The sequence below is a fragment of the Actinoplanes sp. NPDC048796 genome (genome assembly GCF_040650035.1).
Classification (GTDB): Bacteria; Actinomycetota; Actinomycetes; order Mycobacteriales; family Micromonosporaceae; genus Actinoplanes.
The window spans coordinates 294,576-320,197 of the sequence record NZ_JBEZGO010000004.1 but is presented as its reverse complement, the minus strand read 5'-3'; the positions used below and the strand labels follow the sequence as shown (position 1 = coordinate 320,197).

Here is a 25,622-nt window from a genome sequence, read left to right as displayed (position 1 = left end):
CTCGGGTCGCGCCCGAGTGGTGGGTTCCGGGATGTTCCGCGTGGTCGGCCGACCACGCGTACCTCGGCAAAGGTTTAGCGCCCCCGCCTGGCCCTCACGTAATCGTCGACTACGTAGCGGCCCAGCTCCTCGGCGTCGGGGCTGAAGACGCGGCCGCCGTTGCGTTCCGCGACCGCCGCCACGAAGCGCTGGAGGCCGGGGTCCTCGCCGAGCATGAAGAAATTCAGCGTGGCGCCGAAGCGGGTCAGGTGGTCGACCTCGTGGATCGTCGCCCGCACCGTTTCCGGCAGCGGCGGCCACCAGAACATGGCCTCGCCGTCGGGCTCCAGGTGGGCCGTGGGCTCGCCGTCGGTGACCACCAGCACGACCGGCTCCGAGCCCGGATGGCGGCGCAGGTGGCGGGCCGCGAGCTTGAGGGCGTGCTGGAGGTTCGTGCCCTTCTCCATGCTCGGGTCGATGGCCGCCAGCTCGCCCTGCGACAGCGCCGCCGCGTGCAGGCCGAAGCCGATGATCTGCAGGGAGTCCTGCGGGAACTGGGTCGCGACCAGGTGGGACAGCGCCAGCGCCGTCTGTTTCATCGGGCCCCAGCGGCCGTCCGCGTACATCGAGTAGGACAGGTCGACCAGCAGGGCCACCGCGGCCGAGGCCCGGCGTTCGGTCTCGGCCACCTCGAAGTCGTCCGGTTCCAGGCGCACCGGCAGGACGCCGACGCCACCCGAGGCGGCCTGCCGGCGCACCGCGTTGCCGATCGTGCGGACGACGTCGAGCGGCTGCTCGTCGCCGAACTCCCAGCGCCGCGACGAGCCGATGAGGTCGCCCGCCGCGCCCGCGTCGCGCAGGTCGTGCTGACCCTGCTTGCGGCCGGACAGATCGTCGAAGACCGTGGCCAGCGCCGTACGGCCGAGCCGGCGCAGCGCCTTCGGTGAGAGCGTCAGGCCCTCGGCGTCGCGGGTCACCCAGCCCTGACGGCTCAGCTCCCGTTCCAGCTCGCGCAGCCGCCGCACGTCGTCGGCGGCCGAGCGGCCGAGCTGGCGCTCCACCATCTCCACGTCGACGTCGTCGAGGGTGGCACCCGGATGTTCCTGGCCGAGCTGGTCGAGCAGTTCGTCCAGCTCACCGATCTCGCCCAGGGCGGCCGCCGCGTCGCCGTAGCCCAGGTCGTTCGGCCCGCGCATCCGCTCGCCGCGACCCCAGTTGAGCTGGGGGCGCAGCGCCCGCAGGTTGTCGGTCAGCTCGGCCATCCGGCCCCGCAGCGGGCCGTCGCCGAGCGCCTGGTCCATCAGGCGCGACAGCTCCTCCTGCTGCTGCGGCGAGAGCGACCGCATGAGCCGCTCGGCCGCCGCGGCCCGCCGGGCCAGCGAGTCGATCAGCTCGTCGATGTCCTTCGGGTTCTCCGGGAAGAACTGGCCGTGCTTGTCCATGAACTGCTGGAACGCGTCGGACGTGTCCTCGCCCCGTGCGTGTTTCTCGAGCAGCTGGTTGAGGTCGGCGACCATCTCCTCGACGCCGGCGAAGTCGCCGTTCTCCAGCGCTTGCTTCATGCCCGCGAAGCGCTGCTCGACGACCTCCCGCCGGAGCCCGTCGAGGATCTGCTGGTACAAGTCCCGGGCTTCCGATGATGTCCAGTTGTATTCGGACAATTCCTCGACGGCCCGCGATGTCGACCTGGGCAGATTGTCCAGAACAGCCTCGTCGAAGCGGGCCTCGACGTCATCCCGCGCCCGCAACGCGTCGCGCTCCGTCGCCACGGCTTGGTCAAGCAGCTGCTGCGCCCGGGTGACCGCCCCGTCGAGGTTGCCCCGCCTGAGCGCGTCACGGCGCATGCGACGAGCCCGGTCACGCAACTCGTCCAGCCCGCGCCCCGACCGCGGCCCCCGCCGCACGAGATCGCGGAGCACGTCGCGCAGGCTGTCGCCGGCGAGCACCCGCTCCCCCACCTCGTCGACCGCGGCCCGCACGTCGTAGGGCGGCGCGAGCGGATCGGGCCCGTCGCGCCACGCCCCGTACCGGAACCTGTTTCCCGCCATCGTCAGCTCCCGTAGAGGGTGCGGCCGTCGTCGGTGAGCTCTTTCGCCAGCCGCCGGGTCAGATGAAGGCCCTCGAGCACGAACTCGATGCCCGAGGCGGCCTGCCCCGGCGAGGGGGCGTCGCCCAGCCCGAGCCGGTCGAGCACCTTGGCCAGCCCCGGCACCGGCCCGATCTGCCCGAGCAGTTCCTCGGCGCTGACCAGGTCACCGGTCTCGATGATGGCGCCCTCGGCGACCAGCGACGTGAAACCGGACAGGTCGAGCCCGCCCAGCCGGTCGCGGAACGTCTCGGCCGTGGCCACCCGCAGCAGGTGGGCCAGGACCTCGGTCTCGCGCCCCTCCTCGCCGCTCTCGAACTCGACCTTGCCGCGCAGCGTGGACGTCACCGACGGCGTGTCACCGATGCGGGCGACGGCCTCCTTCTCGTTGCGCAGCCCGGACCGGCGCAGCGCGGACGCCGCCACCGTCTCGGCCGCCGCGATCGCGAACCGGGCCGAGATGCCCGAGCGGGCGTCCACGGCCGGCGACTCACGCACGGCCCGCGTGTAGCGCGCGAGCACGTCGATCAGGTGATCGGGCACGGCGGCGACCAGGTCGGCCTCCTGCCGGATCAGCGCGGTCTCGAGCGACAGCTCGACCGGGTAGTGGGTGCGGATCTCGGCGCCGAACCGGTCCTTGAGCGGCGTGATGATCCGGCCCCGGTTGGTGTAGTCCTCCGGGTTGGCCGAGGCCACGAGCAGCAGGTCGAGCGGCAGCCGCAGCTGGTAGCCACGAACCTGGATGTCACGCTCCTCGAGCACGTTGAGCAGCGACACCTGGATCCGCTCGGCCAGGTCGGGCAGCTCGTTGACCGCGAAGATGCCCCGGTTGGTGCGCGGCACGAGGCCGAAGTGAATGGTCTCGGGGTCGCCCAGGGCACGCCCCTCGGCCACCTTGATCGGGTCGACGTCGCCGATCAGGTCACCGACGCTGGTGTCCGGGGTGGCGAGCTTCTCGCCGTACCGCTCGGAGCGATGCAGCCAGGAGATCGGCAGCAGGTCGCCGGTCTCGGCCGCCAGCCGCCGCGAGGCCGGGGTCAGTGGATGGTAGGGATGTTCGTGCAGCTCGGAGCCGGCGATGAACGGCGTCCACTCGTCGAGCAGGCCGATCAGCCCACGGATGAGCCGGGTCTTGCCCTGGCCACGCTCGCCGAGCAGCACCATGTCGTGCCCGGCGAGCAGGGCACGCTCGACCTCGGGCAGCACCGTGTCGTCATAACCCACGATGCCCGGGAATCGCGGCGCGCCGGTGCGCAGCCGCTCGAGCAGGTTGTCGCGCAGCTCCTGCTTCACACCGCGGTAGGCATGGCCGATGGCCCGAAGCTCACCCAGGGTGCGCGGAAGGTCGGAGGGAATCTCGGGCGTGATCGCAACTGGTGCATCTGTCACCGGAAAGACGCTACTCCCACGGTGTGACAAGTTCATGTGACGAAGATCCAGTCATCAGGTACGCCGGCTCCCCGCACCGCCGAATCCGGGCCCACCCGCGGCCCGGGCGCGACCGCCGGGTGGGTCACGGCCATAGCGCGACTCTCGCGTGGGGCGGTGGGTCAGGCCAAAAAGCCGGACCCATACTTTTGGCTCTGGCGCCCCCCGCAGGCCCACCGGGAAGCTTGCCCCCATGACGGAAATCGAACGGTGGGTGGCCTTCAGCGACGACCCGAAAGGCGGCAACCCCGCGGGAGTGGTGCTCGACGCCGCGGCCCTGGACGACGCCGCGATGCTGAGCATCGCGGCCGAGATCGGCTATTCGGAGACGGCGTTCGTGACGTCCGACCTGGGCGCCGGCCGAAAACGCGTGCGCTACTTCAGCCCCTTGGCCGAGGTCCCGTTCTGCGGCCACGCGACGGTCGCGACAGCGGTGGCCCTGGGCCCCGGCGAGCACATCTTCGTGACCAACGCCGGCGAGGTCCCCGTCACGGTCACCGACGGCGTGGCCACCCTGACCAGCGTGGCCACGTCGGTGACCCCGCTGGAGCCGGAGGACGTCGAGGCGCTGCTGGCCGCCCTGGGCTGGTCGATCGACGAGCTGGACACCCTGCTCCCGCCGAAGCTCGCCTACGCCGGCGCCTATCACCCGATCGTGGCCGCCGCGACCCGCCGCCGCCTGGCCGAGCTCGACTACGACGTGCCCACCCTCAAGGCCCTGATGGAGTCCAAGGGCTGGACCACCATCCAGCTGATCCACCGCACCGCCCCCGGCGCCTTCGACGTCCGCAACCCGTTCCCGATCGGCGGCGTCTACGAGGACCCGGCCACAGGCGCCGCCGCGGCAGCCTTGGGCGGCTACCTGCGAGCCCAGGGCCTGGCCCACGACGGCGCCACCATCGCCCTGAGCCAGGGCGACGACATGGGCCGCCCCAGCCGCCTCACCGTCGAACTGCACGCGGGCGAGCCCGGAGTCCGCGTCCGCGGAACAGCAGTCCCCCTGACCCCCTGACCCCACCACCCGGCCGCCCTGTGCTGCCGGCACGGCCCGGCCCCGCCCACCGACGACGGCGGACAGCTTCTGACCCACAGCGTTCGCGCACTCGGCGGATGGATGGCCGCGCTCCCTCGCTTGCTGTCAACCCGGGCGGACCCGAGGGACTCGGGGATCCCGGCGCCTACTTCTCATGCGCCGGATCCCGAGCCAGTGGCCGGGGTTCGTACCGACGCGGCGGCCCTCGTCGACGCCGTGCCCGAAACCCGGCCTTGGGTTAGGCGGCCGGACATCAGGGGGCCAATACCGGGCACGGGGCCCCACGGGCGGTCACACACCAGCGGCGCAGGCCGTCGGGGCGGGTGCGTGCCGCCTCGTCGAGCGCCGGAACGGCGTGGACGGGAACGGCGCGAGCGGAAAGCGGGCTCGGCGCGGTCAACGAGCCGTCAAACGGCGAGGCGGTGAAACGCCGCAAGCGGGAAGCGGGCGCAGGCCCAAAACGAGCACGGCGGCGAAGCGGGCTCGGCGCGGTCAACAAGCCGTCAAACGGCGAGGCGGTGAAACGGCGCAAGCGGGAAGCGGGCGCGAGCGCCAAACCGAGCGTGAGCGCAAACAAGTGCGGGCGCGAAGCGAGCACGGCGGCGAAGCGGGCGCGGCGCGGTCGACGAGCTGTCAGACGGTTGAGCCGTAGAAGGACCGTGCCCACACCGATGACCCCCGGGTACTTCGCGGGGAATGGTCGGGATTGCCCTGCCGGGCGTTGTTGTGAGGACGCGAAACGGGCGCGGCGAGGAGCGGTCGGAGCGTGGGCGGCGGAGCGGCGCGGCGGGGAGCGGTCCGAGCGTGAGCGGCGGAGCGGCGCGGCGAGGAGCGGTCCGAGCGCGGGGCAGCGGAGCGGCGCGGCGTCAGCGCGGGGCAGCGGAGCGGCGCGGCGTGAGCGCGGGCGGAGGACGGTGGGGGCGGTCGCAGGGTGCGGGCTGCGGAAGCGGGCGGGCGTGCGGTGGCGGGAAGGGTGGAAGGGCGGTGGTGCGGATAAGCGGTTGTGGGGAGCCATAGGATCTGGGGCGAGATGAGTGCCACGATGATTGCCCGCGAGCTTGCCGCGGGGCACGGTGACCGGAACCTGTTCAGTGGGCTTGACCTTGTGGTCGCGCCCGGCGATGTGATCGGGCTGGTGGGGGTCAACGGGGCGGGGAAGACGACGCTGCTGCGGACGCTGGCGGGGATTCTGCCGGTGGAAAGCGGAACGGTGTCCCTGAGCCCGCCGAGCGCCAACGTCGGTTACCTGCCGCAGGAAAGGGAGCGGCGCTCCGGGGAGAACGTTCGGGACTTTCTGGCCCGGCGTACGGGGGTCGGGCCGGCCCAGGTGGCCCTGGATGAGGCGACCGAGGCGCTCACCGAGGGGCGGGCCGGTGCCGACGACGCCTACTCGGTGGCGTTGGAGCGGTGGCTCGATCTTGGGGGTGCCGACCTGGACGAGCGGGCGGTGCAGGTGGCGGCCGATCTGGGGCTTGACGTGGCGCTCGACCATCCCATGACGGCGCTCTCCGGTGGGCAGGCGGCTCGCGCGGGCATGGCTTCACTGCTCTTGAGCCGGTACGACATCTTCCTGCTGGACGAGCCGACCAACGACCTCGACCTGGACGGGCTGCGGCGGCTCGAGGAGTTCGTGACCGGGCTTCGGGCCGGGACGCTGCTCGTCAGTCACGATCGGGAGTTCCTGGCCCGTACGGTGACCAAGGTCTTGGAACTCGACCTGGCCCAGCAGAAGGTCAACCTGTTCGGGGGTGGGTACACCGCCTACCTCGAGGAGCGGGAGCGGGCGCGGGCGCATGCCCGGGAGCAGTACGAGGAGTACGCCGACAAGAAGGACGACCTGCTCGAGCGGGCGCGCATGCAGCGGGCCTGGATGGAGAAGGGCGTCAAGAACGCGCACCGCAAGGCGCCCGACAACGACAAGATCGGGAAGAAGTACCGGGCCGAGTCGAGCGAGAAGCAGGCGGCCAAGGCGCGGCAGACCGAGAAGCTCATCGAGCGGCTCGAGGTGGTCGAGGAGCCCCGCAAGGAGTGGGACCTGCGGATGGAGATCGCCGTGGCGCCGCGGGCCGGCGCGGTCGTGGCGACCCTGCGCGACGCCGTGGTGCGGCGGGGCGGGTTCACGCTGGGGCCGGTGACGCTCCAGATCGACTGGGCCGACCGGGTGGCGATCACCGGAGCGAACGGGTCGGGCAAGTCCACGCTGCTCGCGGCGATGCTGGGGCGGCTTCCGCTCGACGAGGGCAGCGCGGCGCTCGGGCCGGGCGTGGTGGTCGGCGAGATCGATCAGGCGCGGGGGCTGTTCCTGGGCGACGAGGCCCTGGCCCGGGCGTTCGGCGAGGCGGTGCCCGAGCTCTCCGACGCCGACGTGCGGACGCTGCTGGCGAAATTCGGGCTCAAGGCCGCGCACGTGCTGCGGCCCGCGGCCACGCTGTCGCCGGGTGAGCGCACCCGGGCCGCCCTGGCGCTGCTCCAGGCGCGCGGGGTCAACCTGCTCGTGCTGGACGAGCCGACCAACCACCTCGACCTGGCCGCCATCGAGCAGCTGGAGTCGGCGCTCGGCTCGTACACGGGAACGCTCCTTCTCGTCACCCACGACCGGCGGATGCTGGAGGCGGTCAGCACCACCCGCCACCTCGAGGTCGCCGGCGGCAAGGTCATCGGCTGACGATCACCCGGACGGCGTCGCGGAACAGATCGTCTGCCGTACGGCCGTCGAGCAGGTAGTCGCCGATCGCGGCGACCAGCGTGGGATGGCGTTCGGTGAAGGCGTCCACGTCGAACGGGTCGGCCGGGCGCGGTGACTGCTCGTCCAGGACGTGGCCGATCGTGAACCGCACCATCACCAGCACCGTCAGGCGGGCTTGACGCAGCGGCAGGCCATGCGTGAAAAGCGACCTGATGGCGAGCTCGGACACACCCGCCAGCGTCTCGGACAGCGGCGCCGCCGAGACGACCCGGGCGCCGTCCGGGTGGGCGATCATCGCGGTCCGCAGCCGCTCGGCCACGCCGATCAGCCAGTCGTCCCACTGCTCCCCCGCGGCCGGCCGGCGCAGGTCGCGGAGGTCGCTCAGGATCGCCTCGGCCAGCGCGGTGATCAGTGCCGCCTTGTCCTTCACATGCCAGTAGAGGGTGGGGGCGCGTACGCCCAGCCGGTCGGCCAGCCGGCGCAGCGTCAGGCCGTCGAGGCCGCCCTCGTCCAGCAGTTCCACCGCGGCGGCGATGACCTTCTCCCTGTCCAGCGCCAACCCTCAAGCTCCTCTCTAACACCGTTCGACTCTCACTCTAACGGTGTTAGATTCAGCTGGTCAGGGCGCCCTTGAGGGTGTCGAAACGGTCCTGCCAGTAGTCGACGACGGCCACCGCCCGGGTCTTGTCGGCGACGGTCGCGGCCGGGTCGGCCAGCAGGGCGCGGTAGCCGGCGATGGCGGCCGACAGGTAGGCGTCGGCGCCCCAGAGCTCGAGCTTCGGGTGCCGGGCGTTCGGGTTGCCGGCCTTGAGGTCGGCGAGGTGGGTCTGCGCGGCGGCCAGCTCGTAGAGGGCGACGTCGCGCTGGGCGAGGGTGGCCGTCGGGGAGACCACCAGCCGCCGGTAGACAGCGGCGGCTTCGGCGACCCGCGCCTGGGACTGGGCGATCTCCGTGGGGGTGGCCTTGTAGGGGGTCTGGGCCGCGGACGGAGCACCGGTTCGCCCGTCGGCCGGAGCCGGGGACGGCCCGGGGGAACGCCCGGCGGAGGGAGTCGCGGTCGGCGCAGTGGAGTGCCCAGCGCCGGGCTTCGAGGACGGACTGGTGGCGCGTCCAGCGCCGGGATTCGAGGACGGAGCGTTGTTCCGTGTGCTGCCCGGGGAAGAGCCGGTCGAGAGGGAGCCGCCCGCGGAGTCTGCTGCGGAGCGGCCGCCCGGATTGGTGCCAGTGGAAGAGGAGCCGGTCGAGGAAGAACCGGCTGGAGGCGGGGTGGCCGGAGCCGCACCGGCCGGGGCAGAGGCGGACGGGATGGCGACGATGGGCGTGATCGAGGCGGCCAGGGACGCCTCCTCGCCGGGGAAGAGCACGCCGACCACGGGCAGGTTGCAGGACGCTTGCGCTGTCCGCGCCCGGCTCTCGATGTTGTCGTCGACGGTGAGGCCGGCCTGGACGGTCTCGGCCGTGACCTCCCGGGCGGCCAGGGTCTGGCGGCGGCGTTCGTCGGCGGCGAGTCCACGGACCGCGTGGCGCAGGTCGCTGTGCAGCAGGAGCAGGCTCGCGTGGCGGGCGAAGTTCGCCTTGACGCTGTCGTAGCCCTCGCCGGCCAGGCCGATTCCGCTGATCTCGTCGCAGGTCGACTGAGTGGCGTACGTGTCGGCCAGGAACACCCCGGCGCCGGACACGCCGAGGGCCACCGCGGCCACCGCCAGTCCGGCTCGCTGCCACGCCGGGCGTGGGCCCCGCGTGAGCGCGCCCGGCGTACGCACCTGATCCCGCCCTGCTGCCATGTGCCCTCCCCCGGTCGGACACTCCCTGTCGGCGCCAGGTCCCGGCCACTTGAGAACCCCGGCCGGTCAAGCCGGGGGTTCTCAGAGTCAAGGACGCCGAGGAAGAAGCGGGCTCGAGGAGGGAGGCGCGCGGAAGAGGCGGGAGCGAGGGGGCGGATGCCAGGAGGATGAGGTGGTCAAGCGAGGTGACGCGAAGGAGAGGCGGTCAGGCCGGGATCGTGCGGGCCAGGCGGAAGCCCACGTCGTCGACGCGGAAGGTGGGGTGGCTGCGGCGGCGTACCGAGGCGCGGCAGCTCCAGTGTTCGTCGAACCAGCCGCCGCCGCGGAGCACTCGGTAGATGCCGTACACCGAGGGGTCGTACAGGTCCCAGCACCAGTTCCAGACATTTCCGATCATGTCGTGCAGGCCCCAGGCGTTCGGGGCGCGCGTGCCCACCTCGCGCGGCCGCCCGCCCGAATTGTCCCGGTACCAGGCGATGTCGTCGAGTTCACCGTATCGCGGGCCCTCCGTGCCGGCGCGGCACGCGAACTCCCACTCCGCCTCGGTCGGCAACCGGTAGCCGTCGGCCGACCGGTCCCATTCCACCTGGTCACCCCTGATGTCGTACGCCGGGGCCAGCCCCTCGAGCTCGGAACGGCCGTTGCAGTGACGCGCCGCGTCGAACCACGACACCTCCGCCGCCGGCAGCCGCGAGTCGGGGACCGAGCCGTACTCCCCCTCGGTGACCGGCAGCGCCGCGATCGCGAACGGCCCCAGATCGACCTGCCACTGGCGCTGGGTGCGCCGGTCGGCGAGCACCACCCGGCCCGGGGCCACCTCGATCACGGGTCGAGCCGGTTCAGCGGGACGACCGCCCGGTGGGCCGGGATGCCCGCGGCCGGCCACGCCACCAGCAGGTGCAGCGCCTCGGCGCTGGCCACCGCGAACTCCTCGGTGGCGTGGAACGTGCCCGCGCCGCCGCTGTAGCCGCCCTCGTAGGCGCGCAGCGGGAACGCCGTGGCGCCGTGCAGCAGGGCCACCGTGGGGCGGACCCGCACGAAGTCGTCGCGGTGCGGCAGTTCGACCTGTTCGAGGCGGCTGGCCGCCTCGCCGCGGGCCAGGCTCTCCACCTCGAGGGCCAGGATCGGGCCGGAGCGGGTCACCCGGGACAGCACGATCACCGCGTCGCGGTCGCGGACCAGCACGCACGGGTCGGCGACGAGCCGGCCGGCCTCGATGCGCGGCGAGCCGGGATCGCCCAGCAGCGGCGGCTCGGGCAGCATCGACGTGTCGCCGGGCGGGGTCGTGCCCGCGGCCAGCGTGGCCACCGGCGGCGCCTCCCACACCGAGAACGTGCCGCGCTGCACGGTGGCCCGGCCCGGCAGGGACAGGCCGATCACCGCTTCCGGGAAGCCGATCTCGGGCCAGGCCAGCACCAGGTCGACGTGGTCGAACACGGGCGGCAGCACGACGGTGGTCCGCACCTCGACGTAGCGCCCGGAGTAGACCGAGGTCGACCCGTAGACCCAGTGGGCCCGGCCCGCCTGGTCGAGGCTGCCCACCCGCAGGTGCATACCTTCGTCGTACTCGGGCAGCAGCACCCGCGCCGCCGGTTCGACCCCGGCCGGCCCCGGCCGCAACTCGCCCCACTCGTCCAGCCCGGGCGGCACGTCGCCGGGTTCGGCCGGGTGGCGGGCGGCCAGCCGGACCTCCAGGCCGGTCGGCCGGGAGACGATCAGGGACACGCCGACGCTCAACTCGGGACGATCGACCAGCAGGCCGCCGGGGTGGGCGACGACGCCGAGAGTTTCGCTCACCACCATGTCGACCAATCTAGTGGCACAGTACGACGGTGTTCACGCAGCGTCCGGCTTGGGCGGAAGCGCCCGTGTCGCTCCGGCGGACGGTGGCGTCGATCACGGGCGCACGAGTGGTGAGCAGCCGCGATGGGCACGGCGGGATGACGCCGAGGCCGGCGGAGGGTTCGCGCTGATCATGACGCGCGTCGCGGACGGGCCCGCGCCCTCGTGGACAGCCTGCCCACGTTGGAGGGTTGCGGGGGTGGCCGGCGGCCCGGGCCGGGGCGCCGCGGCCGCTGCTGGCGCGGCTCGCCGGGTGACCCCCCACATGGCCGGATGCTCGCGTACGGCCTCGCGGTGCACCCAGGCCGGCGCTACGGCGGGTGCTTGCCTCAATCCCGTACCTCTGAAGTGGCCTGAAGCGGGGTATAAGGGTGCCGGGAGGATTGATGTCGGTGAAGGCGTGGCGGCTGTTCGCGGTCGTGGTCGTGGTGATGGTGGCGGCGTGTTCGTTCCCTTCGCTGGAGGACGAGCCGTCCCCGCGGAAGGCGTCCGAATCGGTGACGCGGGCCTTGAAGGATGTCGAGCGATTCTGGGGTGAGCAGTTCCCGAAACTGACCGGCGGGCGGGAGTTCCAGCCCATTCAGGGCGGCTATTTCCCGTACACCGAGAGCGATCCGCCGCCGGCCTGCGGCGGTCAGCAGGCCGGGTATTCGCCGAACGCCTTCTACTGCCCGGACCAGGATTTCATCGCCTGGGACGCGCAGACGCTGATTCCGTCGCTGGAGGCGGACTACGGGCCGGCCCTGGTCGGTGTGGTGATGGCGCACGAATACGGGCACGCCATTCAGCAGCGGATCGGGCCTGATGATCAGCCGACGGTCGTGCTGGAGCAGCAGGCCGACTGCTATGCCGGCGCGTGGCTGGCCGATGTGCTCGCCGGGCGTTCGGAGGCGTTCAAGAAATTGACGCCGGAGCAGTTGGACACGACGGTGGCCGGGCTTCTGCTGCTGCGCGACCAGCCGGGCACGCCGGCTGCGGCCGAGGGGGCGCACGGGAACGCGTTCGACCGGATCCGGGCCCTTCAGGAGGGCGTGGAGGATGGCGCCGGTCAATGCGCCAAGTACCGGGCGAACAATCTGCCGGTGACCGAGGTGCCGTTCAGCACCCGCCAGGAGGCGGCGACCGGCGGCGATCTGCCGTACGACGACGCGGTCCAGGCGCTGGCGGCCGACGCCCAGGGCTATTGGCAGCGTACGTATCCGCAGCTCGCCGGGAATCAGTGGCCGCAGCTGCCGGTGCGGGCGTTCGAGGCGGGCTCGCCGCCGGCCTGCGACAAGCCGGACGCGTCGGCCGGCGGGGCGGCTTTCTACTGCCCGGACGGCGACTTCGCGGCGTTCGACACGACCGAGCTCGGGCCGCAGCTGCACGAGCGGATCGGTGACTACGCGGTCGGCATGCTGCTGGGCGACCTGTTCGCGCGGGCCGCGCAGGACCGGCGCGGCGCCGAGACCCGCGACCGGGCCGGCCAGCTGGCGGTCGACTGCCTGGCCGGTTCGTGGACGAACGACCTGCTCACCCGCCAGGACCAGGACTCGCTGCGGCTGTCGCCGGGCGACCTGGACGAGGCGGTGTCGGCGCTGCTGGCGTTCGGCCGGGCCTCGGACGGCAGCGGGCCGACGGCGTTCGACCGGATCGCCGCCTACCGGTCCGGAGTGCTGAAGGGCCTGTCCGCCTGCCAGGCCTAAGATTCCGGGGTGCCGGAGATCGCCGAACTGCTCGCGTCGCCCGTTCACCGCTTCGAGGGGCGGCCGGGCGACGGTCCGGCGCCGGCACCCCCGGGCGAGCTGGTTCCGTTCGTCGAGGTCCGCAAGGGTCTGGGCATCGTCGGCGACCGGTACTACGCCAAGCCGGCCCACCGCGACGCGAGCATCACGGTGATGAGTCAGGAGTGGTTGCCGACGGGCAAAGGCTTGCTTGAGGTACGGCGTAACGTGCTCATCGCGGGCCTGATCGTCGACGACTTGATCGGGCAGGTGCTGACGCTCGACTCGGGTGACGGGCCGGTGCGGCTGAAGGTCAACCGGAGGGCGCATCCGTGCGCGTGGATGGACGTGACCGTCGGGCCGGGCGCGTGGAAGGCGCTGCGCGGCAAGGGCGGCATCCGCTGCGAGCCCTTGGACGACGGGATCCTGCGGGTCGGCCCGGTGACCGTCAGCTGATCGCCTTGACGAAGGCGGTCAGCTGCTCCCCCACCACCGCCGGATCACAGTCCCGCCGGATTTCGATCATGACAGCTTGCACCATGTTGTTCCGGCGGTAGTACTCGAGCGGCACGTAACAGCCCGCGAAAGGCGTGTTGAGCAGCATTCCCGGAAACACCGCCTGCGCGGCGGCGACGATCGCGGTCGGCGTGTGGAAGTCGTCGGTGCCGAGGCAGATCGGCGGACGCGGGCCGTCGCCGTGAAGCTCATACGGGAGTGCTTCCCGCGGATAGGAATGCACGTCGACGACGATCGCCCGGCCGGCCGCCGCCAGGCGCTCCCCGACGAGATCGGTCATTCCCCGGGCGTACGGCCGGAAATGCTCCTCGATGAGCCGGCGATCCCGATCCGGATCACTGCTCCGGAGCCGCCGTCCCGCGTACCCGTGCGTATAGACCGCCCCCATCCCGGCCGCGAGCATCTCCTCGCGCTCGTCGGGGAACCGCTCCGGATCCACCACCAGCCGCGACCAGCGGTTCCGGAACTCCCACACCCCCGGCACCCGGGCCGCGATCTCCGCGGTGTGCGCGTCGGTGAGGTTGTCCAGCTCCTCGGCCAGTTCCTCGTCGCCGAGCATGATCGAGGCCCGGGCCTCCGCCGTCAGCTCCCGCGACGCGTGCGGCACGTGCAGGATCACCGGCGAGGCCGGATCACCGGGCCGGATGTCGAAGATCACCGGCGGCCTCCCCCGTACGCCCGGAAGGCGTGACCACCTCCCGGGCGTAACGCTACGTCAGGCCAGGGCCGAGCAGATCGTGTTGATCAGCAGGCGGGTGACGACGTACGGGTCGCAGTTGGCGTTCGGGCGGCGGTCCTCGATGTAGCCCTTGCCGTCCTTCTCGACCTGCCACGGGATGCGCACCGAGGCGGCCCGGTCCGAGACGCCGTAGCTGTACTCGCTCCACGGGGCGGTCTCGTGCATGCCGGTCAGCCGGTGCTGGATGTCGGCGCCGTAGCCGGCGATGTGCTCGGCGACCTTGCCGTCCTTGCCCAGGGACTCGGCCGCGGTGATGATCGCGTCGTAGTTCTCGCGCATGGCCTTGGTCGAGAAGTTGGTGTGCGCGCCGGCGCCGTTCCAGTCGCCCTTGACCGGCTTCGGGTCGAGGGTGGCGCTGACGTTGAAGTCCTCGGCGATGCGGTAGAGCAGCCAGCGGGCCACCCACAGCTCGTCGGCGACCTGCGGCGCGGCCACCGGGCCGATCTGGAACTCCCACTGCCCGGGCATGACCTCGGCGTTGATGCCGGACAGGTGCAGGCCGGCCTCCAGGCACAGGTCCATGTGCTTCTCGACGATGTCGCGGCCGAAGACCTCGTCGGCGCCGACGCCGCAGTAGTAGCCGCCCTGCGGGGCGGGGAAGCCGCCGCCGAGGGGGAAGCCGAGCGGGCGGCCGTCCTGGAAGAAGGTGTACTCCTGCTCGATACCGAAGATCGGCTCCTGGCCGGCGTACTTCTCGGCGATCTCGGCGCACTCGGCGCGGGTGTTCGTCGGGTGCGGCTTGCCGTCGATCAGCAGGACCTCGCACAGGACCAGCTTGTTGTCGCCGCCGCGGATCGGGTCGGGACACACGAAGACCGGCTTGAGCACGCAGTCCGACTTGTCGCCGGGCGCCTGGTTGGTGCTGGAGCCGTCGAAGCCCCAGATCGGCAGCTCGGCGCCGTCCTCGACGATCTTCGTCTTCGACCGGAGCTTGGCGGTCGGCTCGGTGCCGTCGATCCAGATGTACTCAGCCTTGAACGGCATGCAATCGCTCCTTGGAACATGAAGGGGAACGACGGGCGATGCTACCGAGCGGTGCTCACCTTGAGTGCATCCCGACGGTGAGAGGATCAACACCGTCCGCGTTAACAGCACGGAAATAACGGTGCGTATCGCGGCGACGTGCCGGTTGCTGGGGTTTTGGCGAATTTCGCCCCACTTAGTGAGTGTGGATCTACGGTTGTTCCGTCGGTCCTGCTCCGAGGGGGAAGTGCGATGCCCGATCGCGGTGGATTCGCGACCACGATTGACCGCAAGCCGCTCACGGCGTATTTCGCCGACCGCAGCATGCTGGCCAAGACCATCGCCGCCGCCGTCTGCATGGCGGTCGTGGCGATCGCGGTCACCGTCATCTCGATTAACCGGATGGCCACCCTCGGTGACGACCTGAAGGTGATGAAATCCCAGCACGTCGACAGCCTCCAGCAGGTCGCGAACGTGCGCGGCGGCCTGGCCGAGATGTTCCGCGGCATGATCCAGGTCTCCAGCGCCAAGACCGACGCCGCGAAGGCCGCGGGCCGGGAGACGATCAGGTCCGGGGACGCCAACACCGACGACGCCCTGACCGCCTACACGTCGATCACCAGCGGCTCGGCCACCCGCACGAAGGTGCTGACCGAGTTCACCGACGCGCTCGGGAACTACCGGGCGCTGCGTGACTACGCCTTCTTCGGCGAGGCGATCCCGTCGAAGTACGAGACTCCGGCCCCCGCCGACATCCTCTCCGCGTTCTCGGACACCGAGAAGACGATGACCGCGGACATCAAGAAGCTCCAGGAGGTCGAGGACACCGAGGCCGACGCCATGGCCGCGGCCGGTGAGGCCGCGTACAAGAAGGCGCGCGGGGTGACCCTGACCGGCCTGGGCATCGGACTGGTGCTCGCCCTGCTGGTCTGCGTCGGCGTCATCCGGCTGATCCGGCCGCAGCTGGCCACGGTCTCCAAGGCCCTGGACGCGGTGGCCGAGGGTGACCTGACGGTCCCGGCCGAGGTGCGCTCGCGCGACGAGCTCGGCGCCATGGCGTACGCGGTGAACCGCGCCCGCGACGGCCTGCGCCAGACCGTCGACGCCCTCAACCACGGCGCGACCACCCTGGGTGAGGGCACCCAGCGGCTCGCGAGCATCAGCACCCGCCTCGCCGAGGGCGCGCGCGAGGCCGCCGAGCAGGCGAACGTCGTGGCCAACGGCGCCGGCGACGTGTCCACCAGCGTGCAGTCGGTGGCCGCCGGCAGCGACGAGATGGGTGTCTCGATCCGCGAGATCGCCGAGAACGCCAACAACGCGGCCCAGGTCGCCTCGCGGGCGGTCGGCGTCGCCCAGAGCACGAACGACACCGTGGCCAAACTCGGCACCTCGTCCGAGGAGATCGGCAACGTGGTCAAGGTGATCACCCAGATCGCCGAGCAGACCAACCTGCTCGCCCTCAACGCGACGATCGAGGCGGCCCGCGCGGGCGAGTCCGGCAAGGGCTTCGCGGTGGTGGCGACCGAGGTCAAGGATCTGGCCCAGGAGACCGCGAAGGCCACCGAGGACATCTCGCGCCGGGTCGAGGCCATCCAGGACGACACCTCCCGCGCGGTCGACGCGATCGGTGAGATCTCCCGGATCATCTCCGAGATCAACGACTACCAGGTGACCATCGCCTCGGCCGTCGAGGAGCAGACGGCCACCACCAACGAGATGAGCCGCAGCATCGGCGACGCGGCGAGCGGCAGCTCGAACATCGCCGGCAACATCAATGTGGTCGCCGAGGCCGTGCAGGCCCAGACCAGCGCCCTGACCGAGGCCGACGCCTCGGTGAACGAGCTGTCCCGGGTCTCCGACGAGCTCCGGTCGGCGGTCGCCCGCTTCCGCGTCTGAGAGGTAGTCGATACGCATGCTCGGCAACATCAAGATCGGGATGCGGCTGGGCGGCGCGTTCACCGGCGTCTGCGTCTGCATGATCATCGCTCTCGGGATCGGCCTGTGGGGCCAGAACACCGCCGAGAACGCGACCGAGAGGCTGGCCACCGCGGCCGGCATGCGCGCGGACGCGCTCACCGCGAAGTTCCGGACCGCCGACTTCAACGGCTGGCAGACCGGGTACGCCTTCGACGCGCTGCGCGGGGTCGCGAACGCCACCTCCGACTCGGCCGGTCAGCGCAAGAACTTCCTGGCCTCGACCGCGGCCTTCCAGCAGGACCTGGAGAAATTGCGAGCGGACGACCTGCCGCCCGCCGAGGCGTCGGCGGTGTCCGCCGCCGACAAGGCGTTCACCGAGTTCATCGCCGTGGACGACCGGGTCGTCGCGCTCTACCGGACCGGGACGGCGACCGCGACCAGACAGGCCAACGCCCTCGTGGCCGGTTCCGCGCTCGAACTGATGGACACGATCATCGCCGCCATCGACCAGGTCACCGCGTCGACCACCGCCCGGTCCGAGGCCGCGAAGACCGAGGCCGGCGACGCCGCCGCCACCGCCCGTACCTTCATGATCGTGGCCGGGATCCTGGCCCTGGCCCTGGCCGCGCTGCTCGCCGCGCTGGTCACCCGCAGCATCACCCGCCCGCTCAGCGCCACCGTCGACACGCTGCGCTCGGTCGCCGGCAAGGACCTGACGGTACGGGCGCCGGAGAGCGGCCGCGACGAGCTGGCCACCATGGGCCGGGCGGTGAACAGCACCCTCGAGGTGCTGGCGGCCGCGTTCCACCGGATCAGCGACCACAGCCGTACCCTGGCCGGCGCCTCGCACGAGCTCACCGCGGCCTCGGGCCGGATCGCCGACGCCGCCGCCGGCGCGTCCGAGCAGTCGGGCCGGGTCGCCACGGCCGCCGAGGAGGTCTCGACGAGCGTGCAGACCGTGGCCGCCGGCACCGAGCAGATGAACGCGGCCATCCGCGAGATCTCCGGCAGCGCCAGCCAGGCCGCTGGGGTGGCGGCCAGCGGCGTCGACAGCGCCCGCGAGGCCGGCGAGACCATCGGGCAGCTCGGCCGCTCCAGCGCCGAGATCGGCGAGGTGGTCAAGCTGATCACCTCGATCGCCGAGCAGACCAACCTGCTCGCGCTCAACGCGACGATCGAGGCGGCCCGGGCCGGCGAGTCCGGCAAGGGATTCGCCGTGGTCGCCTCCGAGGTCAAGGACCTGGCCCAGGAGACCGCGAAGGCCACCGAGTCGATCGCGGCCCGGGTGACGGCCATCCAGCACGACACCACCGCCGCGATCGGCGCCATCGACCGCATCACCGGCATCATCGCCCAGGTCAACGAGCATTCGACGACGATCGCGGCCGCGGTCGAGCAGCAGACGGCGACGACCGCCGAGATGGGCCGCAACATCACCGAGGCCGCGACCGGCTCGGGCGAGATCGCCGAGGGCGTTTCCGGGGTGGCCACCTCGGCCCAGGTGACCAAAGACGGCGTGGCCGAGGCCCAGGAGACGGCCGAGAACCTCGAGCTGATGTCCCGCGAGCTGCAGGAGATCGTGGACCAGTTCCAGCTCGCCCGCAAATAGCTCGCCCGGAAATAGCGGGCCGCCGCCGCGGGTTGGTCAGCGACGTGAAGAAGAAGATCGGTTTCCTGTCCTTCGGGCACTGGCGTGACGCCGCCGGGTCGCAGACCCGCACCGGAGCCGACGCCCTGCTGCAGACCATCGAGCTGGCCGAGGCGGCCGAGGAACTGGGCGTCGACGGCGCGTTCGTCCGGGTGCACCACTTCGAGCGTCAGCTCGCCTCGCCGTTCCCGCTGCTGGCCGCGATCGGCGCCCGCACGAAGCGCATCGAGATCGGCACCGGCGTCATCGACATGCGCTACGAGAACCCGCTCTACATGGCCGAGGAGGCGGCGGCGGCCGACCTGATCAGCGGCGGGCGCCTGCAGCTGGGCGTCTCGCGCGGATCCCCCGAGACCGCGCTGAACGGCGCCCACCAGTTCGGCTACATCCCGCCCGAGGGCACGACCGCGGCCGACCTGGCCCGCTCGAAGACCGAGATCTTCCTGTCCGCCATCTCGGGCGAGGCGGTGGCCCGCACGGACCCGGCCCGCACCGGCGGCGTCAGCGCCGGCCTGGCCATCCAGCCCCAGGCCCCCGGCCTGCGCGACCGCGTCTGGTGGGGCGCCGGCACGAGGGCGACGGCCCAGTGGGCGGCCGAGCTCGGCGTGAACCTGCAGAGCTCGACGCTGCTGTCCGAGGACACCGGCGTGCCCTTCGACGAGCTGCAGGCGGAGCAGATCGCCCTTTACCGCGACGCGTGGAAGCAAGCCGGCCACTCCCGGACCCCGCGCGTGTCGATCTCCCGCAGCGTCCTGCCGATCACCGAGGAGATCGACCGGATCTACTTCGGCAACCAGGGCCAGGACGACCAGGTGGGGCTTCTCGAGGGGGTGCGGTCGCGCTTCGGCCGTACGTACGCCGGTGAGCCCGACCGCATCGCCCAGGAGCTCGCCGCGGACGCCGCCGTGCAGTCGGCCGACACGATCCTGTTCACGGTGCCGAACCAGCTGGGCGTCGCCTACAACGCCCGCATCCTGGAGACGATCACCAAGCACATCGCCCCGGCGATCGGCTGGACCGCCGCCTGATTACATAATTACCTTGCAACACCAGTCTACGGTGGACGCATGACCGTCGAGTACATCCGGTACCGCGTTCCCGGCGACCCTGACGAGTTCGAGCAGGCGTACGCCCGTGCGGCGCGCTTCCTGGCAAGCGCGCCGCAGTGCCTCGACTACGAGTTGAGCCGCTGCACCGACGAGCCCGCCGTCTACATTCTGCGGATCACGTGGACGTCGCCCACCGACCATCTCGAGGGTTTCCGGGGCGGCGACCTGTTCCCCGGGTTCCTGGCCGAGATCCGCCCGTACATCGAGGCCATCGACGAGATGCGCCACTACGAGCCGACGGCGGTCCGCGGTTCCGGCGGCGCCGTCCCGAGTCTGTACGACTGGGCCGGCGGCACCGGGGCGCTCGAGCGCCTGACCATCCGCTTCTACCAGTTGGTGGCCGAGGACGACCTGATCGGCCCGCTGTTCGCCCACATGGACGCCGACCATCCGCGGTACGTGGCGATGTGGCTGTCCGAGGTTTTCGGCGGCCCCGCCCGCTACACCGCCGACCGCGGCGGCTACCCCCACATGCTGGCCCACCACGTCGGCAAGGCCATCACCGAGCCGCAGCGCCGCCGCTGGGTGAGCCTGCTGGCGGACGCCGCCGACGAGGTCGGCCTGCCCGGCGATCCCGAGTTCCGGTCGGCGTTCACGGCCTACATCGAGTGGGGCACCCGCCTGGCCGTGGCCAACTCCCAGCCCGGCGCGACCCCACCCGGCCGGGCCCCGGTCCCGCACTGGGGCTGGGGCGTGGCGCCGCCGTACCAGGGCTAGCTAGGCCCTGCCCCACAGGTCGTAGGGTCTCCGGCCCGGCCGGAACCCGTAGGCCTCGGCCATCCGGGCCGCCTCGGCGAACCCGTGCCCGACAAGCTCGGGCAGGTGGGCGTCGCTGCCGAAGCTGACCGCGTCCCCGCCCACGTCGTGCCACCAGCGCAGAATCGTGGCGTGCAGCGGAATCCGGGTATTGATCTCCAACGCCCGCCCCGACTCGGCGGTGGCCCACAGGGCGTACCGGAACTCCTCCTCGAAGTCGGCCGGCTCGAAACGCCCCGGCCACGACCGAACCGGATAGTCGATGTGCGCCAGCACGGCGAACGGCGAGTCACTGCCGACCATGACCGCGACCGCCGCCAGGTACTCCCGCATCACCTCGGCCGGATCCCGATGCGGATAGATCCCCCACGGCTCGGCGTAGACCCCGTCGTCGGGGAGCGCGTGCAGCGACCCGAGCAGCCGATCGAACGGCCCCGCCGCGAGAACCCGCCGGCAGGCCTCGGCGTGCCAGTGCGGCTCCCCCATCTCCAGCCCACTGAGGATCCGCAGTCGCGGGAACCGCTCCCGGCACCGCTCGACCGCCGCCAGATACCCCACGGCGTCGAACCGCGGCGGCGTCAGCATCCGGTCCGCCCCCGCCCGCGAGGTCAGAACGTCCAGCGCGTACGGTCCCTCAACCTCGATCCGCCACACGGTGTGATCCAGATGCTCGGTGAAGGCCACGGCCGGCAGCCCGACCTCGACGGCCCGGGCACAGGTCGCCTCCATGTCCCCGCCGGACGCGTCCCACGACCATTCGCTGTGGACGTGGGAGTCCCCCGGAAGCCCGCTCACAGCTGCCTCAGAACCGCGACGACACGGCCCAGCACAACCACGTCCCCCCTGCCGGCGACCTGATCGACAACGCGCACCGTAGCCTCACCGTCAACGAGAGCGGCAACGATCTCACCGGCCTCGGCCCCGGCCTGCCGCCGCACGACCACCAGGTCACCGGCCCGAATCTCCGCGCCGGCCATGACATCGTCGCGGACCCGCAGCATGAAATGCTCCCCGTCCCCGACGACGGCCCGCGGCAGGGCCAGCCGCCCATCCCGAGCCGCCGCCCCGATCACCCCCACCGCGGGAACCTGGCCAAGAAGCCCGGCGGCTCCCGCTCCCCCGGCCCACGCGTTCCCCTGACGCGCGGCGTTCCCGGCCTCGCTCACACCACCCCCGCCGGCGCGCCTTTCAGCACCCCCGCGGTCGCGGCCCGTCCGCCTTTCCGCACTCCCGCCAGCCCGGCCCGCGCGCCTTCCGGCAACGCCGTCGCCCGCGCTCGCCCGCCTTTCAGCACCCCCGCCAGCCCGGCCCGCGCGCCTTCCGGCAACGCCGTCGCCCGCGCTCGCCCGCCTTTTGACAACGCCGTCGCCCGCGCTCGCCCGGCCGGCGCCCGCTCCACCGGTGCTGCTCTCGCCCGCACCGGATCTTCCAGCGGTCGCTTCCCGCACGCCGCTGTCGCCCGCACTCGACTCGCCGACGCGCGCGCCGCCCCCGCCGGACCGGCTGAAGCCCTTCTCCCCCGAACTCCCGCCGCCCTCGCCGGACCGGCTGAAGCCCTTTTCTCGCGAACTCCCGCCGGACCGGCCGAAGCCCTCTCCACCCGAACCCCCGCCGCCCATGTCGGACCGGCCGAAGCGTTCCTCCCCCGAACTCCCGCCGCCCCCGTTGGACCGGTCGGCGCGCGCTCCTCCCCCTTCGCTGCCGCCCGCAATCGTCCGGCCGGCGGGCGGTCGAGCCGCGTCTGTCCCGCCGGAACCCGGCTGTGCCGATCGGATGGCCGAGGCGGGCCGCTCGGCCGGGCCACCGTCGGACGGCCGCCCAGCCAGGCCACCATGGGACGGCCGCTCCGCCCAGCCACCGTCGGACGGCCGCTCCGCCTGGCCACCATGGGACGGCCGCCCAGCCAGGCCACCATGGAACGGCCGCTCCGCCCAGCCACCGTCGGACGGCCGCCCGGCCCGGCCACCATGGGACGGCCGCTCCGGCTGGTCACCGTCGGACGGCCGCTCGGCCTGGCCACCGTGGGACGGCCGTTCGGCGGGATGCCGGGCGGGGGATGGTTCGCTGGGCGGATGTGGGCGGTCGGTGAGAAGGGCTCGGCCGGCGCGGCGGCGCAGGTGGCCTTTGCGTTCGAGCTGGGTCAGCTGGTAGGCGACGCTCGAGGACGAGGTCAGGCCGACCGCGTCGCCGATCTCGCGGATCGTGGGCGGGTAGCCGCGACGGCCGGTCCAGTCGGCGAGGAAGGAAAGGATGTGGCGCTGGCGGGCGGACAAGTCGTCGTGCTGTGCGGACCGCATCAGGTGGTGGTCACCTCCCGGCGGGCGTCGGCGGCGGCGATCGCGGCGCGCAGGGCCGCCTGCTCGCCGGGTTTCCAGGGGCCGGAGCTGGTCAACGGGATCTCGGTCAGGAAACGGCGCTCCGGCTCGGGAATGCGGGCGACCAGCACGTCGGGCCGCGTGGCGGCGGTCTCGTAGAGGGCCGGACCGTCCGCGTAGAAGAGGTCGGCCACCACCGGACGTCCGTCGGCGGCGCGCATGACGTTTGACGGATTCGTGTCGAGCGGGCCGCACCACGGCAGCTCGCGCCGCGCCCGCTCGTGGACTCGACGGACGACGCGGACCAGCTCGGCGACCTCCGGCGCCCCGGCCGCGATCGCCCGGTGAAACGCGTCGGCCTCGTCCGCCGGCACCGGCTGGAGCCACTCCATGACCTGGAGGTCGCCGCCACCGGTCAGCCGCCGATGCTCGACGAGCACCGGCACCTGCCGGGTGTGGGCGGCTTCCCGGTAGAGCGCCGCCGTGTACGGTCCGGCCGGGTCGAAGGGGCTGATCCGGGCCGCCATGGCGCCGTCGGGTGACCGCAGCGCGATCGCCCAGTCGCCGGCGCCGCACGGCGTCCACCCCGCGGTGACCAGAAGGCGTTTCGCCTCGGTGTGGTCGACCGCCGTACCGAGAACGCCGCCGGACCAGGTCATCGGCCGCCCTCCCGCCGGGAAGCACACGCCGAGGCCGGCCCCGCCCCGAAGGAGGACGAAAGGGAACCGCGCCGTGGTGGGCGCGGCAGTGACCCGGCCCGCGGCGGGCGCGCGGGACGGGACGCGATGCCGGTCTGCGTCATGAGGCGACCCTAGACCGGGGGTATGACACTTTTGGACGGTCGACGACGCGGGCGGCGGGTCAGCCCGGGCGATCAGCACCGAGGGGGCGAACCAACGCCGGCGGTCAGCACCGAGGAGGCGGACCAACGCCGGCGGTCAGCACCGAGGAGGCGGACCAACGCCGGCGGTCAGCACCGAGGAGGCGGACCAACGCCGGCGGCCGACGACGGGGCCGACGGGTGAGCGCGGGCGGTCAGCGTGGACGGTCCGCGCCGGAGCAGACGGATCAGCACCAGCGGTCAACGGCGGCCCGGCGGAGTACGGGCGGCGGTGAGCGGCGCGGCGGAGTACGGGCGGCGGTGAGCGGCGCGGCGGAGTACGGGCGGCGGTCAGCGGCGGCGCGACGCCAGGATCAGGGCGACGACCAGGCCGATCACGACGACCAGGCAGACCAACAGGTGCAGGGGCTTGATGGCGAACATCGCGACACCGTACCGAAAAGGGACGAGCCTCGATGACCGGTGGTCATCGAGGCTCGCCGGCGGCCCGGTGTGGGGGTCTTCCCGGGCCGCCCTCCATCACAGGTCGATGAAGATCGGGTTGGTGTAGAACCAGGTGTCGAGCCACGGGTCGCCGTCGCCGGGGGTGTGCGCGACCGGGCCGCGCGGGTCGATCGCCTTGCCGAGCAGGCCGGGGCCGTTGCGGCGGCCGTCGCTGCCGCGCAGGCGCAGGTAGCCGGGTTCGCATACGGGGTCGATCGGGATCCGCAGCGTGTAGGTGCCCTTGCGGCCGGTGACCCCGATGCTGCGGGTCACCCGCGTCGCCGGGGCGCGCCACGTGCTCCGGTCGGCGGCGGGTCCGCGTACGGCGCCCTGGATGATGTCGACGTGGGCCAGGGACGGCACCACGTTGTGCAGGTTCGGCCTCGAGGCGGTGGTGACCGTGACGAGCAGCGTCAGCTTCTCGCCCCGGCGCGCGCGGAGCCGGCCGCCCAGCGTGGCCGATTTCGATCCGGAGCCGACCAGCCGGACGTCGATCGCGTCCAGCAGCTGGCCGTGGTCGGCCCAGACGCGGCCGGCCCGGAGCCCGTCCATCACCTCGCGGTAGCCGTAGCGGGTCACGCCCACGTGCGTACGGCTGAATTGCCCTGGCCAGAAGTCGCTGCCGGCCTGGGGAGTGGTCGTCGGCACGGGGTCGGGGAGTTTGCCGGTGTTGTCGAAGTTCTGCCCGGCCGGCCAGTCGCCGTTGCGCCACGTGTCGTAAACGGTCCGGTGGTTGTCCGAGTTCGACGTGATGGAGAAGAGCTTGCCCTCCGCGAGCAGCGCGTCCCACATGCCACCGACGGTCGCCGTCATCCAGTCGAAACCGCCATAGGTCACGTACGCCTCGGCGGGGTAGCCGGGCCAGGACTGGGCCGACGGCTTGTTCTCGTATTCGCCGCGGACGCTGGTGGCGCCGCGCCAGCCGGGCAGGGCCGCGCCCTGAGCGCCCGGCGCGCCCTCCATGCCGATCATGATGCGGGGGTCGGCGTCGCGCCATCCGCGCAGCTCGGACGGCGAGTCGATGCCCAGCCGCGAGGGGTGGTTGGCCAGCACGAGCACGTCCGGCACGTCCCCGGCGCGCTTGCGGGCGGCCAGCCACTTGATCGCCTCGACCGCCAGGGCCTCGTTCTCCGGCGTGGAGGTGGTGCGATTGAGGAGCTTTCCGTCGTACGCGAGTTCGAAGTCCCGCAGAATCGTCGCCTCGTTGGCTCCGGGTGCGGTGAACACCGTCGCGTGCTCGGCGCCCGGGATGTACCACTCGAGACCCTGGAACAGCAGCATGCGGGGGTTCTCGGCACGGGCCGCGACCACTTCGGCGTGCTCGGCCAGCGCGCCGCCGGCGTTGGCGTGCCCGATGTTGCTGTGCTCGGTCATGACCATCCAGTCGAGCCCGAACTGGGCCGCCCGCATGGCCTGCTGGCTGAACGTGTACTTGGCGTCGTGGCTGTACACCGTGTGCACGTGGTGGTCGCCCGCCAGATACGCGAAGTCACCGTCTTCCGCGTGTGAGTGCGATCCGTGAGCGGACGCCGGTGACGGAGCGAGGGCACCGGCCGCCGCGAACCCCACCCCGAAGAGCCCCGCGCTCTTGAGAATCCCGCGCCGCGACACGGCTTGCGCGTCCAGCTTCGACTCGGGCACTTCTGGATCGGCCCACTCCGGCAGCGTCTGATCGGTCGCCATGCCACTTCCCCCTCGATGATCTTGAAGCGACGACCACCCTGCTCACCGCAATCGACCACCACGCCAACACCCGGCTAACTCCCGAGGTCATCGCGAGGTCGGATGTACGGC

General features: G+C 72.1%; 20 protein-coding genes and 1 pseudogene. 8 read left to right on the top strand and 13 right to left on the bottom strand.

Annotated elements, in window-relative coordinates:
* Positions 1-74 precede the first annotated feature (74 nt).
* Together AB0C26_RS20050 and AB0C26_RS20045 are read right to left on the bottom strand one after the other, a co-directional pair.
* Complete coding sequence (locus AB0C26_RS20050; RefSeq protein ID WP_360249089.1) at positions 75-2,027, bottom strand: VWA domain-containing protein; 1,953 nt, start codon at positions 2,025-2,027, stop codon at positions 75-77.
* A 2-nt stretch (positions 2,028-2,029) separates the two neighbouring features.
* On the bottom strand, positions 2,030-3,454 hold the full coding sequence (locus AB0C26_RS20045) for a sigma 54-interacting transcriptional regulator (protein WP_360249086.1): 1,425 nt from the start codon (positions 3,452-3,454) through the stop codon (positions 2,030-2,032).
* Between the two features lie 232 nt (positions 3,455-3,686).
* On the opposite strand from AB0C26_RS20045, the gene AB0C26_RS20040 reads away from it, so the two are divergent.
* Together AB0C26_RS20040 and AB0C26_RS20035 are read left to right on the top strand one after the other, a co-directional pair.
* On the top strand, positions 3,687-4,505 hold the full coding sequence (locus tag AB0C26_RS20040) for a PhzF family phenazine biosynthesis isomerase (RefSeq protein ID WP_360249083.1): 819 nt from the start codon (positions 3,687-3,689) through the stop codon (positions 4,503-4,505).
* 1,051 nt (positions 4,506-5,556) lie between these two features.
* A complete protein-coding gene (locus AB0C26_RS20035) occupies positions 5,557-7,191 on the top strand; it encodes an ABC-F family ATP-binding cassette domain-containing protein (protein WP_360249080.1) in 1,635 nt (544 codons plus the stop codon).
* Here the strand turns inward: AB0C26_RS20035 and AB0C26_RS20030 are convergent.
* The 4 genes from AB0C26_RS20030 to AB0C26_RS20015 all read right to left on the bottom strand — a co-directional run bounded on the left by AB0C26_RS20030 (position 7,181) and on the right by AB0C26_RS20015 (position 10,799).
* Complete coding sequence (locus AB0C26_RS20030) at positions 7,181-7,771, bottom strand: TetR/AcrR family transcriptional regulator C-terminal domain-containing protein (RefSeq protein ID WP_360249077.1); 591 nt, start codon at positions 7,769-7,771, stop codon at positions 7,181-7,183. The two genes, AB0C26_RS20035 and AB0C26_RS20030, sit on opposite strands and share 11 nt — an antisense overlap.
* Before the next feature lie 52 nt (positions 7,772-7,823).
* Positions 7,824-8,996 carry a hypothetical protein gene (locus AB0C26_RS20025; protein ID WP_360249074.1) on the bottom strand — a complete coding sequence of 391 codons (1,173 nt, stop codon included), beginning with the start codon at positions 8,994-8,996 and terminating at the stop codon, positions 7,824-7,826.
* Between the two features lie 205 nt (positions 8,997-9,201).
* Positions 9,202-9,822, bottom strand: coding sequence for an SUMF1/EgtB/PvdO family nonheme iron enzyme (locus AB0C26_RS20020; protein WP_360249071.1), 621 nt, complete (start codon positions 9,820-9,822; stop codon positions 9,202-9,204).
* Complete coding sequence (locus AB0C26_RS20015) at positions 9,819-10,799, bottom strand: hypothetical protein (protein ID WP_360249068.1); 981 nt, start codon at positions 10,797-10,799, stop codon at positions 9,819-9,821. Before AB0C26_RS20015 ends, AB0C26_RS20020 begins: the two co-directional genes overlap by 4 nt.
* 425 nt (positions 10,800-11,224) lie before the next feature.
* Between AB0C26_RS20015 and AB0C26_RS20010 the strand changes: the two genes are divergently transcribed.
* Both AB0C26_RS20010 and AB0C26_RS20005 read left to right on the top strand, forming a co-directional pair.
* Positions 11,225-12,523, top strand: coding sequence for a neutral zinc metallopeptidase (locus tag AB0C26_RS20010; RefSeq protein WP_360249065.1), 1,299 nt, complete (start codon positions 11,225-11,227; stop codon positions 12,521-12,523).
* Between the two features lie 9 nt (positions 12,524-12,532).
* Entirely contained in the window at positions 12,533-12,997 is a 465-nt protein-coding gene (locus tag AB0C26_RS20005) for a molybdenum cofactor biosysynthesis protein (RefSeq protein ID WP_360249062.1), read from the top strand.
* On the opposite strand, the gene AB0C26_RS20000 is transcribed toward AB0C26_RS20005, so the two are convergent.
* Positions 12,990-13,715: an N-formylglutamate amidohydrolase gene (locus AB0C26_RS20000; protein WP_360249059.1), complete on the bottom strand. Its 726-nt coding sequence runs from the start codon at positions 13,713-13,715 to the stop codon at positions 12,990-12,992. The two genes, AB0C26_RS20005 and AB0C26_RS20000, sit on opposite strands and share 8 nt — an antisense overlap.
* Positions 13,716-13,772: 57 nt before the next feature.
* On the bottom strand, positions 13,773-14,780 hold the full coding sequence (gene glnII / locus AB0C26_RS19995; protein WP_360249056.1) for a glutamine synthetase: 1,008 nt from the start codon (positions 14,778-14,780) through the stop codon (positions 13,773-13,775).
* A 231-nt stretch (positions 14,781-15,011) separates the two neighbouring features.
* On the opposite strand from glnII, the gene AB0C26_RS19990 reads away from it, so the two are divergent.
* The 4 genes from AB0C26_RS19990 to AB0C26_RS19975 are packed head-to-tail and all read left to right on the top strand — an operon-like array spanning position 15,012 to position 20,150.
* Positions 15,012-16,655 carry a methyl-accepting chemotaxis protein gene (locus tag AB0C26_RS19990; RefSeq protein ID WP_360249053.1) on the top strand — a complete coding sequence of 548 codons (1,644 nt, stop codon included), beginning with the start codon at positions 15,012-15,014 and terminating at the stop codon, positions 16,653-16,655.
* Positions 16,656-16,671: 16 nt separating this feature from the next.
* A complete protein-coding gene (locus tag AB0C26_RS19985) occupies positions 16,672-18,285 on the top strand; it encodes a methyl-accepting chemotaxis protein (protein WP_360249050.1) in 1,614 nt (537 codons plus the stop codon).
* 44 nt (positions 18,286-18,329) lie between these two features.
* Entirely contained in the window at positions 18,330-19,352 is a 1,023-nt protein-coding gene (locus AB0C26_RS19980) for an LLM class flavin-dependent oxidoreductase (RefSeq protein ID WP_360249047.1), read from the top strand.
* A 39-nt stretch (positions 19,353-19,391) separates the two neighbouring features.
* Positions 19,392-20,150, top strand: a complete 759-nt coding sequence (locus AB0C26_RS19975) for an antibiotic biosynthesis monooxygenase (protein ID WP_360249044.1) — start codon at positions 19,392-19,394, stop codon at positions 20,148-20,150.
* Here the strand turns inward: AB0C26_RS19975 and AB0C26_RS19970 are convergent, their stop codons facing one another.
* The 5 genes and pseudogenes from AB0C26_RS19970 to AB0C26_RS19950 form a co-directional block, all read right to left on the bottom strand.
* Complete coding sequence (locus tag AB0C26_RS19970) at positions 20,151-20,984, bottom strand: PHP domain-containing protein (protein ID WP_360249041.1); 834 nt, start codon at positions 20,982-20,984, stop codon at positions 20,151-20,153.
* The gene (locus tag AB0C26_RS19965) at positions 20,981-21,268 is read right to left on the bottom strand and encodes a S24 family peptidase (protein WP_360250004.1); all 288 of its coding nucleotides are present in this window, start codon (positions 21,266-21,268) and stop codon (positions 20,981-20,983) included. The genes AB0C26_RS19970 and AB0C26_RS19965 overlap by 4 nt, the downstream gene beginning before the upstream one ends.
* A gap of 1,023 nt (positions 21,269-22,291) precedes the next feature.
* A pseudogene (locus tag AB0C26_RS19960) lies at positions 22,292-22,486 on the bottom strand (repressor LexA); the annotation flags it as partial.
* A complete protein-coding gene (locus AB0C26_RS19955; protein ID WP_360249038.1) occupies positions 22,486-23,163 on the bottom strand; it encodes a hypothetical protein in 678 nt (225 codons plus the stop codon). The gene AB0C26_RS19955 and the pseudogene AB0C26_RS19960, both read right to left, overlap by 1 nt.
* Before the next feature lie 701 nt (positions 23,164-23,864).
* Positions 23,865-25,511, bottom strand: coding sequence for a histidinol-phosphatase (locus tag AB0C26_RS19950; protein WP_360249035.1), 1,647 nt, complete (start codon positions 25,509-25,511; stop codon positions 23,865-23,867).
* Positions 25,512-25,622 lie beyond the last annotated feature (111 nt).

Coding starts and splice junctions, on each gene's coding strand:
- AB0C26_RS19985 (WP_360249050.1), top strand. CDS start 16,672: ATGCTCGGCAACATCAAGATCGGGATGCGGCTGGGCGGCGCGTTCACC.
- AB0C26_RS19950 (WP_360249035.1), bottom strand. CDS start 25,511: ATGGCGACCGATCAGACGCTGCCGGAGTGGGCCGATCCAGAAGTGCCC.
- AB0C26_RS20035 (WP_360249080.1), top strand. CDS start 5,557: ATGAGTGCCACGATGATTGCCCGCGAGCTTGCCGCGGGGCACGGTGAC.
- AB0C26_RS20025 (WP_360249074.1), bottom strand. CDS start 8,996: ATGGCAGCAGGGCGGGATCAGGTGCGTACGCCGGGCGCGCTCACGCGG.
- AB0C26_RS19955 (WP_360249038.1), bottom strand. CDS start 23,163: ATGACCTGGTCCGGCGGCGTTCTCGGTACGGCGGTCGACCACACCGAG.
- AB0C26_RS20040 (WP_360249083.1), top strand. CDS start 3,687: ATGACGGAAATCGAACGGTGGGTGGCCTTCAGCGACGACCCGAAAGGC.
- glnII (WP_360249056.1), bottom strand. CDS start 14,780: ATGCCGTTCAAGGCTGAGTACATCTGGATCGACGGCACCGAGCCGACC.
- AB0C26_RS20015 (WP_360249068.1), bottom strand. CDS start 10,799: ATGGTGGTGAGCGAAACTCTCGGCGTCGTCGCCCACCCCGGCGGCCTG.
- AB0C26_RS19975 (WP_360249044.1), top strand. CDS start 19,392: ATGACCGTCGAGTACATCCGGTACCGCGTTCCCGGCGACCCTGACGAG.
- AB0C26_RS19990 (WP_360249053.1), top strand. CDS start 15,012: ATGCCCGATCGCGGTGGATTCGCGACCACGATTGACCGCAAGCCGCTC.
- AB0C26_RS20050 (WP_360249089.1), bottom strand. CDS start 2,027: ATGGCGGGAAACAGGTTCCGGTACGGGGCGTGGCGCGACGGGCCCGAT.
- AB0C26_RS20010 (WP_360249065.1), top strand. CDS start 11,225: ATGTCGGTGAAGGCGTGGCGGCTGTTCGCGGTCGTGGTCGTGGTGATG.